The following is a 13,445-nucleotide window of genomic DNA, read 5'->3' as shown; positions in this document are numbered from 1 at the left end:
GTCAGATCGCGAGTTCGGGGTGCAGGCGGCTGACGCTCCACATCCGCTGCTTGCCGGCGCTCCACGCGCTGATCGCGAGCGAGCCCACGAGGATGCCGGCCATCACGAGCACCGAGAGCCACAGTCTAGAGTCCACGCCGCCGGTGATGAGCTCGCGCAGGCCGCTGACGACGTACGAGGCGGGCATGAACGGGTGCAGCACCTGGAAGAACCCCGGCGTCGTCTCGACGGGGTATGTGCCGCCCGAGGAGCTCAGCTGCAGCATGAGCAGCACGAGGCTCACGACGCGGCCGGCCGCCGTGCCGAGCACGATGATGAACATCTGCTGCAGGGCGAGGAACGCGAGGGTCACGAGGTAGATGAACGCGCTCGTCGCGAGCCAGTACTCGGGTTCGAGGCCGATGCCGTAGACGAGCACCAGCACCATGATCACGACCTGCCCGAGTCCGATCGCCATCGCCGGGAGGAACCCGGTCATCACGGCGCGGAGCCCGCTCGCGGAGGCGGCGAGCGCCCGGGTCGGCAGCGCGCGCAGGATGAGCCACATGATCAGGCCGCCCACGAAGGTCGCGAGCGCGATGAAGAACGGCGCGAACCCTTCGCCGAAGCTCGACGCGGCGTTCTGCGAGCTCTCGTCGAGCTGCACGGGCGCGGCGATCACGTCGGCCTTCGATTCGATGTCGGACTCGCTCATGACCGGTGCCGACGCGGCGCCCGCGCCGAGCTCGTCGGCGAGGGTGCGGCTGCCGTCGGCCAGCTTGCCGGCGCCCGCCGCGAGGGTCGTGCCGCCGTCGTCGAGCTTCGAGGCGCCGTCGGCGAGATCCCCGGCGCCGGCACGGAGCTGGGCTGCACCGTCGGCGACGGTGTGCGCGCCCGAGGCGGCGTCGCCCGACGTGGAGGCGAGGTTCGTCGCGCCCGTCGCGAGGGTCGTCGCGCCGGATGCCGCGTCGCCCGACTTCTGGGCGAGGGTCGCGGCGCCGCTCGCGAGCTCGTGCGCTCCGGATGCCGCGTCGCCCGACTTCTGGGCGAGCGCCGCCGTACCGTCGCGCAGCTGTGCCGCACCGTCGGCGAGCTCGGCGGCCTTCGGAGCCCCCGCGGTCAGCCCCGCCGCGAGTGCGTCGACCTTGCCGGCGAACGCCGTCGAGTTCGCGGCGTAGCCCTGCACCTGCGGCACCGCGGCCTGCGCCCCGGCATCGAGGGTCGCGGCGCCGTCGGCGGCCTGCTGGAGGGCATCGAGGTAGGCCGAGACGGGGACGTCGGGGTTCGCCTGGGCGGCGGCGAGCAGCTCGGCGATCGAGCCGCTGACATGGGCGCTGCCGCCGGCGAACTGCTCGGTCTGCGTGGCGATCTGCCCCGCACCGTCGGCGAGCTGGTGCGAGCCGGTCGCGAGCTGCCCGGCACCGTCGGCGGCCGCGCCGAGCTGCGTCGAGAGCGCGCCGGCCCCGTCGGCGACCTTGGTCGCACCGCTCGAGAGCCCGCCCGCTCCGGTGGCGAGTTGGTCGAGCCCGCCCGCGAGCGTCGAGGTGCCGCTCGAGAGCGTTCCGGCGCCGGTCGCGAGCTGGCCGAGGCCGCCGGCGAGGGTGCCCGCGCCGCTCGAGAGGCTGCCCGCACCCGCGGCGAGCTGGTCGAGTCCGTCGGCGAGGGTGCCCGAGCCGTCGGCCAGCCGGATCGCGCCCGCGTCGAGCGCGCCCGCCCCGCTCGAGAGGTCGCCGAGGCCGACGACGAGACGGCCGGCGCCCGCGTCGGCCGTCGCGAGTCCGTCGGCGAGCGTGTTCGCACCGTCGGCGGCCGCGCGGATGCCGTCGCTCGCGTCGCTGATGCCGACGAGCATCGTGTCGGCGGTCTGCCGGCTCACCTGCTCGGCGACGGTGTCGCGCAGCTGCACCATGGCCTGCTTGCCGAGGGTCGAGGCGAGGAAGCTGTTCGCGTCGTTGTACTCGACCTCGACGGTCGCGGGCGTCGGCTGGTCGCCGCCGACCGAGACGGCGTTCGCCGAGAAGTCGTCGGGAATCGTGACGGAGAAGTAGTAGTCGCCGTCCTGCACGCCGGTCGTGGCATCCGTCGCGTCGGTGAGCTGCCAGTCGAGATCGCCGCGGTCGGTGAGCTCGGTGACGAGGTCGTCGCCGGCGGTCAGCCGTTCGCCGTTCCGCGTGGCCCCCGCGTCCTCGTTCACGAGGGCGACGGGCAGGTTTTTCATCTCGTCGGTGGGGGCCCAGAACGCCCAGAGGTAGAGGGCGCCGTAGATGAGGGGGATGAACAGCAGCACGACGAGCGCGATCTTGGGCAGCACGCCCTTGCGGAAGCGGCGCAGCTCGGTGCCGGAGGAGAGGAAGGCGAACATCAGGCGTGCTCCAGGATGAGGTCGGTGAGGTCTGACGCGTCGTCGCGCGGTGCAGCGGATGCCTCGCCCGCCGTTGCGGCGAGGTCGACGACGTGCGGGGCGAGGCGGAGCTCGGCCCAGAGTTCGAGCTCTGGCGCCGCCGCCGAGGCGATGACGGCGGTGCCCGCGCGGGTGATCGCGTCGAGGCGCAGCCAGAGCGTGCGGCGCGCCTCGGGCGACTGCAGCTGCTCGATCTGGTCGAAGAAGAGCACGTCGGGCTCGCTCATCATCGCGAGCGCGATGCGGAGGAGCACGGTCTGCACCTCGTCGAGATCCCAGATGAGGGTGTCGACGGCGGGCAGTGGCACCTCGCCGAAGACCGGGGCGAGCACCCGGCGGAGCTCTGCCTCCTCGGTGCGCCGGATGAAGGCCCACCACGGCGAGAGCCAGGCGGCGCGCTCGCGGATCGCGGCGCCGACGGTGACCGACTCCTCGAGGGTGTCGATGCCCTGGAAGCCGGCGATGGCGGTGGCGCGCTGCACCGGTCGCGCCCGGCGGGGCAGGTCGTAGCCGAGAGTCTCGAGGTGGCCGCTCGACGGCTTCATGCGCGCGGCGAGCGTGAGCAGGAGGCTCGTGCGGCCGCTGCCGGCCGGGCCGGCGACGACGGTGAGGCCGGAGGCGGCGACGAGCGAGACGGGCCCGTAGACGGGGCCGCGCTTGGAGTGGAGGGCGAGTTCATGCGCCCGCACGATGATCGGCACGATGCATCCTTCGTTTGTACTGACTAGTCAGTCTAGAAGCACGCGGCCCGCAGTGCAAACAGCTCACCCGACCAAAGCTGCGCCGATCCTCCACGACGCGCATGATTATTGCGACCTGGCGAGCGGATCATTGGTATCATGCACAAGAACCCGATTCTCTGCCGAAAATTTGCGTTCTCGCGCGCCGGTGTTCACACTTGTGTCGCCACCACCTGACCCACCCGCCGGAGACTCCAGTGACCATCGACCACGACCGCAGCCCCGAGAACCCCGACCCGACCCGCATGCACGCCGTCACCGGCGAGACCGAGGCCATCGTCGACCTGGTGCTCGACTACTCGCGGCGGCGCCTGCTCTCGACCGACACCCCGCTCGACAAGCCCGAGACCGAGGCCGAGCTCACCCGCCTCGCCGGCCGCACCATCGACGAGCGCGGCATCGGTGCGACGCGGGCGCTCTCGATCTTCGAGCACGTGCTCGCGCCGGCGTGCATCACGATCGACCACCCGCAGTACCTGTCGTTCATCCCGGCCGCACCGACGAAGGCGGCGATGGCGTTCGACCTCGTGGTGTCGGCCTCGAGCCTCTACGGCGGCAGCTGGATGGAGGGCTCGGGCGCCGTGCACGCCGAGAACGAGGTGCTCACCTGGCTCGCGAACGAGTTCGGCCTGCCCGCGGGCGCCGGCGGCGTGTTCGTGCAGGGCGGCACCATCGGCAACCTCTCTGCGCTCGTCGCCGCGCGTGAAGCGGCGCGCGAGCGGCGCACCGCCGCGGGAGCACCCATGCCCGCCCGGTGGAAGCTCGTCTGCTCGACCGAGGCGCACTCCTCGAACACGTCCGCCGCGAAGGTGATGGACGTCGACGTCGTGCTCGTTCCGGCAGACGACGACGGGATGCTTCGGGGCGAGGCCGTGCGCGCAGCGCTCGAGGAGCACGGCGACGACGCCTTCGCCGTGATCGCGACCACCGGTTCGACGAACTTCGGCATCGTCGACGACGTCGCCTCCATCGCGGCGCTGAAGGACGAGTACGACTTCTGGCTGCACATCGACGGCGCCTACGGCCTGACCGGCATGCTCTCGCCCCTCGCCCGCGAACGCTACACGGGCGTCGAGCGCGCCGACTCGGTCATCGTCGACCCGCACAAGTGGCTCTTCGCCCCCTTCGACGCGTGCGCGCTCATCTACCGCGACCCCGAGATCGGGCGGCGCGCGCACACCCAGCACGCCGAGTACCTCGACACCCTCACCGGCAAGCCCGAGTGGAGCCCGTCGGACTACGCCGTGCAGCTCACCCGCCGCCCACGCGGTCTCCCGTTCTGGTTCTCCCTCGCGAGCTACGGCGCCGCCGCCTACCGCGCCGCCATCACGAACTCGCTCGAGCTCGCCCAGCGCATCGCCGACGAGATCCGCTCCCGCCCCGAGCTCCGTCTCGTGCGCGACCCGCAGCTCTCGATCGTCGTCTTCGAACGGGAGGGCTGGTCGATGGACGACTACGAGCGCTGGTCGTCGAAGCTGCTCGACGAGCAGCGCGCGTTCGTGACGCCGAGCTCCCACGCGGGCCGGCCCAACACCCGGTTCGCGATCGTGAACCCGATGACGACGTTCGATCAGCTGGTCGGCATCCTCGACACGATGCGCTGAGCAGCCGCCAGAATGGGCGGGTGAGCGAACACGTCTTCATCTCAGGGCCGGCATCGTGGAACCGCATCGTCGTGCTCGACCATCTGCCCGAGCCGGTGCCGCACATGCAGTTCGCCCTCGAAGAGTACGAGACCGTCGGCGCGACCTCGGCGGGCAAGGCCCTCGGCCTCGTCGGGCTCGGCCGGCAGGTGCGCCTGCACGCGCTCTTCGGCGCCGACGCCGACGGCGCGCGGGTGCAGCGCCTCCTCATGCAGGCGGGCGTCGCGCTCATCGCCGCCGACGGCGGCGTCACCGAACGCCACGTCAACCTCATGACGCGCGCAGGCGAGCGGGTCTCGCTGTTCCTCTCGACGCCCGTCGACCCCGGCGAGGGCCGCGACCCCGAGCTCGACGGCGAGCTGCGGCAGGCGATGGCGGATGCCTCGGCGCTGGTCCTCGACCTCTCGGAGCTCTCGCGCCGGCTGATCCCCGCGGCGAAGGCGAGCGGGCGACCCGTCTGGACCGACATCCACGACTACGACGGCGAGAGCGAGTTCCACCGTCCGTTCATCGAGGCGGCCGACGCGATCTTCATGAACGCCGACCGCATCGGCGACGACCCGCTGCCGTTCATGCGCTCGTGCATCGAGGGCGGCGCCTCGCTCGTGGTCTGCACGCTCGGCGCCCGGGGCGCCGTCGCCCTCGACGAGCGGATGATCCGCCACGACGTCGCGGCCGTGCCCACCACGGTACGCGACACGAACGGCGCGGGCGACGCGTTCATGGCGGGCGTGCTCGACGCGACCCTCGCCGGCGCCGAGCTCGACGAGGCGCTCGAAGCGGGCGCCAACCACGCGGCATCCGTGCTGGTCACCCGCCACCTGCACCCGAGCCTCGACGCCCTGCTGGGGGCGTGACCGGCGCGGGTCGAGGAGGAGCGAAGCGACGTCGCTCACCGCGGGTCGAGGAGGAGCGAAGCGACGTCTCGAAACCTACCCGACCGGCGCGATGTTCGCGTTGTCGCGGAACAGGTTGCCGGGGTCGACCTCGGCCTTGAGCGCCCGCAGCCGCGCGAGCGTCGCCGGCGGGTACGCCGCCGCGACGGCGTGCTCGCCCTGCATCGTCTCGAAGCTGACGTACGCACCGTCGGTGTGCGGGGCGATGAGCTCGTCCCACCGCTCGCTCGTGCGCATGTTCGCGGTGCCGAAGGCGACGACCGAGAACTCCGAGGAGCGGTGCGCGAACGCGGTCCCCTCGGCCGGCACGTCGTGCACCGCCCCGCCGACCGCGCGGAGCTGGAAGAAGTAGCTCGCCCCATCGTCGAGGAACCGGGCCGCATCGCGCGCGAACTCGGGCGTGACCGGGCCGATGAGCCCCGAACGCGAGGTCGGCTCGCCTTCGGCGCCGTGACTCTCGTCGCCCGCGTTCGCCAGGACGGCGTCGTAGGTGGAGAGGCGCACGTCCTGCCCGATGAGCGGCGCGGCGTCGGCGAGCGGTTGCAGACGTTCGAGCACGGTGTCGGGGTCGTCGGAGTCGATCATCGTCATGACGGTCGCGACGGGCGGCTGTCCGGGCCGCGACCCGCCCATCGTGAGGAAGCTCGTCACGTCGCGCGGCGACTCGACGACCCAACGGCCCCACGCCTCGAGGAACCCGGCACGGTCGCTCGCATCGAAGGCGAGCTGTGCGAAGCCGACGACGCCGACCTCGTCGACCTCGAACTCGAAGGCGGTGACGATACCGACGTTCGCACCTGCGCCGCGCACGGCCCAGAAGAGTTCGGGATGCTCCGCGGCGTCGGCCCGCACGACCCGACCGTCGGCGAGCACGAGTTCGGCGGCGCGCAGGTGGTCGATGGTGAGTCCGTGCTCGCGGGCGAGGTAGCCGATGCCGCCCGCCGTCGCGAGGCCGCCGACCCCGACGCCGCCGGAGTCGCCCGAGCTGAGCGCCCAGCCGTGCGGGGCGAGGAACGCCGCGACGTCCTTCCAGCGCGCGCCGGCCTCGATGCGCACGAGCCGGCTCGCCTCGTCGAGCACGGTCATGGCGCGCATCCTCGAGAGGTCGACGACGATGCCGCCGTCGTTCGTCGAGCGGCCGCTGATGCCGTGTCCGCCGCTGCGCACGCCGAACGGCACCTCGCGATGCCGCCCCGCGAAGCGCACGGCGTCGGCGACCTCGGCCGCGGTGGTCGGCTGCAGCACGAGTCCGGGCGCGCCGCCGCGGAGGTAGGTCGACTTCACCCGGGCGTAGCCGGCGTCGCCCGGCTCGATCGCCCGGGCCGCGAGCGAGGCGGGCAGCGCGTCGTAGTCGATGCCGTCGCGCCGCTTGGCCCGCACCGCGCTGCTGCGACTCGGCGCGTCTCCGACGAGCGGCGTCGTCGCCGAGGCATCCGATGACGTGCTTCGATCACGCGTGCCCAGTTCGCGGGCGACCGCCTCGCGGAGCCCGGGCACGACCTCGTCGGCGAAGTGCCGGATGGTGCCGGGGTCGTCGCTCGCGAGGATGAAGGTGCCGACGCCGTCGTCGACGACGTACGGGAGCAGTTGCTCGACCCACTGCTCGGCCGGCCCGTCGAGCATGCCGCCCCGTCCGCCCGCGGAGAGGCGCCCGCCGATGTTCAGCATCCTGCGGATCTCGCGCGGGTCGCGCCCGGCGGCGGTCGCCGCGTCGTCGATCGTCGTGTTGGCTCGGGCGAGGTCGCCGGGCTGGAGGTAGGCGAGCGAGGGCAGCCAGCCGTCGCCCTTGCGCCCGATGAGCCGGAGCATGCGCGGCTTCAGCGCGCCGATCCAGATCGGGATGTTGTGCGCGGGGGCCGGTCCCCGCTTGGCTCCGTCGATGCGGTAGTAGTCGCCGTCGAGTTCGAACCGGGCGCGCTCGCCCTGGTCCCACACGCCGCGGATGACGTCGATCGCCTCGGAGAGGGCGTCGACCGCCTGCCCGGGCGTGAGGCGCCGGCCGCCCATCGCCTCGATCGCGTCCCAGAAGCCACCGGCGCCGAGCGCGAGTTCGAAGCGCCCGTTCGAGAGGAGGTCGAGGCTCGCGGCTGAGCGGGCGAGCACTGCGGGCGGGCGCAGCGGCACGTTCGCGACGTTCGCCGCAAGTCGGATGCGTTCGGTGCGGGCCGCGACCCAGGTCAGGAGCGTCTGGGTGTCGTGGAAGCGCGGCTGGTACGGGTGGTCCTGGAAGGTCACGAGGTCGTAGCCGGCGGCCTCGCTGAGTTCGGCGAGGCGCACCGGCGCGTGCGGCGGGTCGTTCGTCGGGGTGATGAAGGTGCCGAACTCGAGATCATGGCCGTAGTGCATCGTGCGGGTCCCTTTCCACGTCTCCCCCAGCATGCTGCATGGATGCCACGAGCGCGCCTTTCAGGTAAGCTACTTACTTGTGGTAAGCAAATCCGAACGGTCGAACATTCCCTCGCCTGCGCCGGGTGACGACCTCGCCGCGCATCGCGCGCGGCTCGAGGGGCTCGGGCACATCGACGACGAGGCGTGCCGCCGATTCCAGACGACGATCGAGTTCGCTGGCCGCAAGTGGAACGGGGCGATCCTGCTCGCGGGCGTCCGCGGCGCCCGGCGGTTCTCCGAGTACCGGGCCACCGTGACGGGCATCTCCGACCGCCTGCTCGCGGCCAGGTTGCGCGAGCTCGAGGCCGAGGGCATGATCGAGCGGCACGTGAAGGCGACGACACCGGTGACGATCGCCTACACGCCGAGCGCGGCCGGGCTCCGGCTCATCGAGCTGCTGCAGCCGCTCGTCGAGTGGGGCCTCGAGAGCGACGAGGCCGGGAACGCAGCGGCCGGGCACTCGATCGAGCGCCCGGCCGGCTGAGAAACCGTACGACGGGGTTACTTGGTGCTGGTGGCCTCGGGCTCGACCTGCTCGGCCTGCTCGGCGGCGGGCTGCTCGGCGGCGGGCTGCTCGGCGGGCGCCTCATCGACCGGGGCGGCCTCCGACTCGACGAGCTCGTCGTCGAACGAGTCGTCCTCGTCGAACTCGGCCGGCGCCGCGGCATCCGCCTGCGATGCGCGACGCGCGATCGACCAGGCGACCGCCTGCGTCGCGGCGGCGATGACGATCGCGAGCGCGCCGACCGCGATCAGCAGGCCGCCGACGGTCGTGCCGGTCTGCGCGCCGAGGTAGGCCGCGTAGTCCTGCGACTGGGCCGTGTAGAGCTCGACCTGCGACGCGTTCGACGAGTTGAGCAGCCAGAGGCCGACGCCGAGCAGGGCGAGGGCGGCGACCCAGGTGCCGATGAGCGGCAGGTTGGGCAGGGCGCGGGTCGGGGTGTTCGAGGTCACAATGGTCCTTCGGTCGTGGTTGCGGCGCGGCTCGCCGCCCTGACGACCGTAGGCGAGAAAGGTATGCGTTCGCTATGCCTCTCCCGTGAACGGCGTCATAGTGCCTCGGCCCTCCGCGGGTGGGCGTAGCGTGAGAGACATCCGTAGAGAAGGGTGCGCGATGGATGCCGAGACCTCCGACCACCTGGTGATCGAGCCGAGCGTCCTGTACGTCGGCACGCCGGTCTACCTCGTCGTCACCGAGAACACCGACGGCACGGCGAACCTCGCGCCCGCCTCCTCGCACTGGGCGCTCGGGCGAATGCTCGTGCTCGGGCTCGAGGCCGACGGGCAGACGGCGGCCAACATCGCCGAACGGCCCCAGCTGACCGTGAACTTCCCGGCGGCGACGCATTGGCGACGCGTCGAGCGGCTCTCGGCGGTGACCGGACGCGACCCCGTGCCCGAGACGAAAGCCGGGCAGTACCGCTTCGAGCCGCGCAAATTCGAGCTCGCCGGGTTCACGACGGTCCCCTCGCAGTTGGTGTCGCCGCCGCGCGTGCGGGAGGCACCGCTGCAGTTCGAGGGCGAGGTGCTGCGCATGACCCCGGGCGTCGACCCCGGCTACTTCATGGTCGAGGTCGAGGTGGTGCGAGTGCACGCCCTGCCCGAACTCGTCGTGCCCGGCACGAACCACATCGACCCGCACGCCTGGCACCCGCTCATCTACAGCTTCCGCCATTTCTACGACCGCGGCGAGCACGTCGGCTGGACCCGCAAGTCGCCCATCGCGCCCGGCCCGCCCGACACGAACGAGCCGGTGCAGGATGCCGCGTCCCCGTCCCCGTCCCCGTCCCCGTCCCCGTCCCCGTCCCCGTCCCCGCTCGACGAGCTCGACCGGTGGGAGGGCTTCGGCGGCACCTGGGCCGTGCGTCAGCTCGACGCCGACGGGGTGATCGTGAGCCTCTGCCGCTGCGACGGCGGCGAAGAGGTCTCGCGCATCGTGTCGACCGAGCCCGCCTTTCTCGAGTGGGCGGCCCGGCAGGAGCTTCAGCCGTGAGCGCCGTGCTCTCGACGCCGTGGTCGGCCTCACTCGGACTCGCCACCCCCATCGTCAGCGCGCCGATGGGCGGGGTCGCGGGCGGTCGTTTCGCGAGCGCGGTGTCGCGGGCCGGGGCGCTCGGCATGATCGGCATGGGCAGCGCCGGCTCGGCGGCGAAGCTCGCGGCGCAGCTCGCCGAGTTCGAACGCGACCGCGCGAGGCACGGTCGCGTCGGCGAGCCGTGCGGCGTCGGACTCGTGCACTGGGGCATCGAACGCGATCCCGCGCTGCTCGACGTCGCGATCGGGGCTGGTCCCTCCCTCATCTCGGTGAGCTTCGCCGAACGCTTCGAATGGGTCGACCGCGTGCACGCGGCAGGTTCGCTCGCGGCGACCCAGGTCGCAACGGCTGCCGAAGCTCTCACCGCGGCTGACGCCGGGGTCGACGTCATCGTCGCCCGCGGATCCGACGGCGGCGGCCACGGCGACCCGCGCATCGGCACGCTCGCCCTCCTCGATGCGGTGCTCGACGTGATCGACGCCCGCGCCCCGGTGCTCGCGGCCGGCGGCATCGGCTCGGGACGCAGCCTCGCCGCCGTACTCGCGGCGGGCGCCGCCGGCGCGTGGATCGGGACCGCTCTCTCCGCCTCGACCGAGACGCTCACCCCGCCCGCCGCCATCGAGGTGCTGCTCGCCGCGACGGGCGACGACACCGTGACCACGTGCGCACTCGACGCCGCGCTCGGGCTCCCCTGGCCCGAGCGGTTCCCCGAACGCGTGATCCGCAACGACCTCGTCGACACGTGGCAGGGCCGCGTCGAGGAGCTGCGCACGGCGACGGCCGCGAGCGACGGCACCGATCTCGTCGCCCTGCGCGCCGCGATCTTTGCGGCGAACCGCGACGGCGACCACGCGCTCGTGCCGGTCGATGCCGGCCAGGGTGTGGGCCTCCTGCGCGAGTCGCGCCCGGTCGCCGAGGTGCTCGACGAGTTCACGCGGGCCGCCGCCGCGCTGCTCGGTCGCCCGCCCGGCGCGTAGATTCGGCGGGCGACCGGGATCCGCCCCCGCTCGGCTCGGGGTCGAGCGGCATGCCGATTCGGTTCCGCCCGCTGACCGCGGGCACCCACCTGCCAGGGCCTTCTCCCCCGCGCCACCAGTACCGAAGTACCGAAGTACCGAAGTACCGAAGTGCCGAGCCTGCAGGCAGAAGAGCTCTCCCCGATATCGTCACGATTCGGCGGGTGGGGGGGCGGGTCCGGCGAGTGACATCGAGCAGCGAGCGGCGAGCGGCGAGCGGCGAGCAGCGAGCGGCGAGCGGCGAGCGTCGAGCGGCGACCTCTCGGTCGGTCTCGACCGCTCAAATGGCGCGGTGGTCGACGAACGGCATCCGGGGCCCACGCCGCGGTCGGCCACGCACCCCGGCCGCGCCGAGCAGCCGCACCACCCGGTAGCGGTGCCCCGCCCACGGCTCGAGCGCCTCGAGCATCTCCTCGTCGCTCATGTCGTGCCCGGCGAGGGCATGGCCGACGTAGTTCGCGAGGTGGTAGTCGCCGACCGACACGGCGTCGGCATCGCCGAGGGCGCGCTGCGCGACCTCCGCAGCCGTCCACGGGCCGACGCCCTGCATCAGGGTGAGGCGCGCCGCGGCATCCGCCGGGCTCATGCCGACCGCCTCGTCGAGGCGGCGCGCGTGCCGTGCCGCGTTCTGCACCGTCGCCGCGCGCCGCGGGTCGACGCCCGCCTTGTGCCATTCCCAGCTCGGAATCGCCCGCCACACCTCGGCACTCGGCACGACGCGCATGGGCCGCGGCGTCGGCCCGGGGGCGGCCGCACCGAAGCGGGTGACGAGCCGGCGCCACGAATCGTGCGCTTGCAGGGTGATGACCTTCTGCTCGAGGATCGACGCGGCGAGGGCCTCGAACACCTGCGCCGTGCGCGGCACCCGCAACCCGGGATTGCGGCGATGGGCGTCGGCGAGCACGGGCAGGAGGGGCACGAACCCGCTCGGGTCGTCGCGCTCACCGAGCAGTTCGGGTGCCTGCTCGACCGCGGAGCCCGCCCCCGGCCCCCAGCCCTCGCACCGCAGCATCCCGTCCGGCGACTGCCGCAGTCGAATGGTCGCATCGCCCTCGGCGGTGCGCACCGCGCGCCATACCGCGCCCGCCTGGTCGAGCTGGAACGAGGGGTCGCCGATGCCCCGGCGCAGGCTTCCGAGGGTCTGTCTGAGATCGGTCGGATGCCGCGGCCGCCACTCGAGGGCATGGTCGGCGATCACCGCACCAGTGTGCCTCACCCGGCTGACAGCGACGGCGACAGCTGCCCGCGGCAGGCGGCGACGTGCGACGATGATCGCGTGCCCCACAGACTCGCCGATGCCGCCGACGTTCCCGCGATCGCCGCAACCCTCGCCCTCGCGTTCGCCGACGACCCCGTCTGGGGTCCTGTGCTCCGCCGCCCCGACGGTGACACGAGCCACCTCGAACCGTTCTGGCGCCGCTTCGTCGAGGGCGCGCTGCCGTACCGGACGGTGTGGGTCGTCGACGACGGTGACGCGGTCGCGGTGTGGCTTCCCTCGGGCGAGCCCGAGATGACCGAGCAGCAGTTCGCCGAGGTCGAGGCGGTCGTCGACGCCCGGCTCGACGCCGAACAGCGGCGGGCGTTCGACGGGCTCATGGAGGCGTTCGAGTCGAACCACCCTCACGGCGAACCGCACATGTACCTGAGCCTGCTCGCGTCGAACCCCGCGCGCCGCGGCGAGGGGCTCGGGCAGCGCCTGCTCGCCGAGAACCTGCGGGCCTTCGCCGCCGATGGCCTCCCCGCGTACCTCGAATCGACGAACCCCGAGAACGACCGCCGCTACGAGCGGGCCGGATTCCGCCGGGTCGGCGGCTTCACCTCACCGCTCGACGGCGCCCCGATCACCACGATGTGGCGGGCCCTCGACGCCTGATCGCGACCGACGTCAGACCTTCGACGGCTTCTTGGCGCCCGCCACGACGATGCGGCTCCGGAGCGCGAGGAAGAGCAGCACCATGCCCGCCGTCACGAGGATGTGCCCGAGGCCCGCGATGCCGGCGATGGCGGCCGTCGACTGCCCGCCGAGGACGGTGAGCGTGCCGTGCCAGACGAGCATCGCCGAGGTCAGCACGACACCCGCGTTGTAGACCCAGAAGAACCAGCCGAACAGCCGGCTCTGCGACAGCACGAACACCTTCTCGAGCACGAGCACGATGAGCAGCACGATGAAACCGAGCGTGAGCAGGTGGGTGTGGGCGAGCCCCAACTGCGTGAACTCACCCTCGGGGAACCCCTGAGACTTCGTGAGTTCGCGGTAATACAGCCCCGAGGCGGCCCCGACGACCATGTAGGCGAACGCGGCGTAGAACAGCTTGAGCATGACGATTCCTTCCGACCGTCCTCCCAG

The 13,445-nt window shown here is 72.5% G+C and carries 12 protein-coding genes; 6 read left to right on the top strand and 6 right to left on the bottom strand.

What is annotated here, in order from left to right; genetic code table 11:
- Position 1: 1 nt before the first annotated feature.
- Together H516_RS0107750 and H516_RS19035 are read right to left on the bottom strand one after the other, a co-directional pair.
- Positions 2–2,341, bottom strand: coding sequence for a YhgE/Pip domain-containing protein (locus H516_RS0107750; protein ID WP_022889155.1), 2,340 nt, complete (start codon positions 2,339–2,341; stop codon positions 2–4).
- Positions 2,341–3,081, bottom strand: a complete 741-nt coding sequence (locus H516_RS19035) for an ATP-binding cassette domain-containing protein (RefSeq protein WP_022889154.1) — start codon at positions 3,079–3,081, stop codon at positions 2,341–2,343. Before H516_RS19035 ends, H516_RS0107750 begins: the two co-directional genes overlap by 1 nt.
- A gap of 284 nt (positions 3,082–3,365) precedes the next feature.
- On the opposite strand from H516_RS19035, the gene H516_RS0107740 reads away from it, so the two are divergent.
- On the top strand, positions 3,366–4,724 hold the full coding sequence (locus H516_RS0107740) for a pyridoxal phosphate-dependent decarboxylase family protein (protein ID WP_026378552.1): 1,359 nt from the start codon (positions 3,366–3,368) through the stop codon (positions 4,722–4,724).
- 20 nt (positions 4,725–4,744) lie between these two features.
- The gene (locus H516_RS0107735; protein WP_022889152.1) at positions 4,745–5,620 is read left to right on the top strand and encodes a carbohydrate kinase family protein; all 876 of its coding nucleotides are present in this window, start codon (positions 4,745–4,747) and stop codon (positions 5,618–5,620) included.
- 75 nt (positions 5,621–5,695) lie between these two features.
- On the opposite strand, the gene H516_RS0107730 is transcribed toward H516_RS0107735, so the two are convergent.
- Entirely contained in the window at positions 5,696–8,005 is a 2,310-nt protein-coding gene (locus tag H516_RS0107730) for an LLM class flavin-dependent oxidoreductase (RefSeq protein ID WP_022889151.1), read from the bottom strand.
- A 79-nt stretch (positions 8,006–8,084) separates the two neighbouring features.
- Here H516_RS0107730 and H516_RS19030 point away from each other — a divergent pair, with 79 nt between their 5' ends.
- On the top strand, positions 8,085–8,531 hold the full coding sequence (locus H516_RS19030) for a winged helix-turn-helix transcriptional regulator (protein WP_022889150.1): 447 nt from the start codon (positions 8,085–8,087) through the stop codon (positions 8,529–8,531).
- 17 nt (positions 8,532–8,548) lie between these two features.
- Here the strand turns inward: H516_RS19030 and H516_RS0107720 are convergent, their stop codons facing one another.
- Positions 8,549–9,001, bottom strand: coding sequence for a hypothetical protein (locus tag H516_RS0107720; RefSeq protein ID WP_022889149.1), 453 nt, complete (start codon positions 8,999–9,001; stop codon positions 8,549–8,551).
- Between the two features lie 160 nt (positions 9,002–9,161).
- On the opposite strand from H516_RS0107720, the gene H516_RS19025 reads away from it, so the two are divergent.
- Together H516_RS19025 and H516_RS0107710 are read left to right on the top strand one after the other, a co-directional pair.
- A complete protein-coding gene (locus tag H516_RS19025) occupies positions 9,162–10,040 on the top strand; it encodes a flavin reductase family protein (RefSeq protein ID WP_022889148.1) in 879 nt (292 codons plus the stop codon).
- The gene (locus H516_RS0107710; RefSeq protein WP_022889147.1) at positions 10,037–11,059 is read left to right on the top strand and encodes an NAD(P)H-dependent flavin oxidoreductase; all 1,023 of its coding nucleotides are present in this window, start codon (positions 10,037–10,039) and stop codon (positions 11,057–11,059) included. Before H516_RS19025 ends, H516_RS0107710 begins: the two co-directional genes overlap by 4 nt.
- A gap of 319 nt (positions 11,060–11,378) precedes the next feature.
- On the opposite strand, the gene H516_RS0107705 is transcribed toward H516_RS0107710, so the two are convergent.
- Positions 11,379–12,296, bottom strand: a complete 918-nt coding sequence (locus H516_RS0107705) for a DNA-3-methyladenine glycosylase family protein (protein WP_022889146.1) — start codon at positions 12,294–12,296, stop codon at positions 11,379–11,381.
- Positions 12,297–12,374: 78 nt separating this feature from the next.
- Between H516_RS0107705 and H516_RS0107700 the strand changes: the two genes are divergently transcribed.
- Positions 12,375–12,971: a GNAT family N-acetyltransferase gene (locus tag H516_RS0107700; protein ID WP_026378550.1), complete on the top strand. Its 597-nt coding sequence runs from the start codon at positions 12,375–12,377 to the stop codon at positions 12,969–12,971.
- Positions 12,972–12,983: 12 nt separating this feature from the next.
- On the opposite strand, the gene H516_RS0107695 is transcribed toward H516_RS0107700, so the two are convergent.
- Positions 12,984–13,418 (bottom strand): DUF2871 domain-containing protein, encoded by a 435-nt coding sequence (locus H516_RS0107695; protein WP_026378549.1) that lies wholly within the window; start codon positions 13,416–13,418, stop codon positions 12,984–12,986.
- Positions 13,419–13,445 lie beyond the last annotated feature (27 nt).

It is taken from the genome of Agromyces italicus DSM 16388 (genome assembly GCF_000421545.1).
In the GTDB taxonomy this organism is placed as follows: domain Bacteria; phylum Actinomycetota; class Actinomycetes; order Actinomycetales; family Microbacteriaceae; genus Agromyces; species Agromyces italicus.
The sequence above is the reverse complement of the archived record's forward strand: the minus strand, read 5'-3'. Positions and strand labels throughout refer to the sequence as shown.

Bases quoted from the DNA above. Each gene is read 5' to 3' on its own strand.
- H516_RS19025 (WP_022889148.1), top strand. From the start codon at position 9,162: ATGGATGCCGAGACCTCCGACCACCTGGTGATCGAGCCGAGCGTCCTG.
- H516_RS0107740 (WP_026378552.1), top strand. From the start codon at position 3,366: ATGCACGCCGTCACCGGCGAGACCGAGGCCATCGTCGACCTGGTGCTC.
- H516_RS0107695 (WP_026378549.1), bottom strand. From the start codon at position 13,418: ATGCTCAAGCTGTTCTACGCCGCGTTCGCCTACATGGTCGTCGGGGCC.
- H516_RS0107750 (WP_022889155.1), bottom strand. From the start codon at position 2,341: ATGTTCGCCTTCCTCTCCTCCGGCACCGAGCTGCGCCGCTTCCGCAAG.
- H516_RS0107730 (WP_022889151.1), bottom strand. From the start codon at position 8,005: ATGCACTACGGCCATGATCTCGAGTTCGGCACCTTCATCACCCCGACG.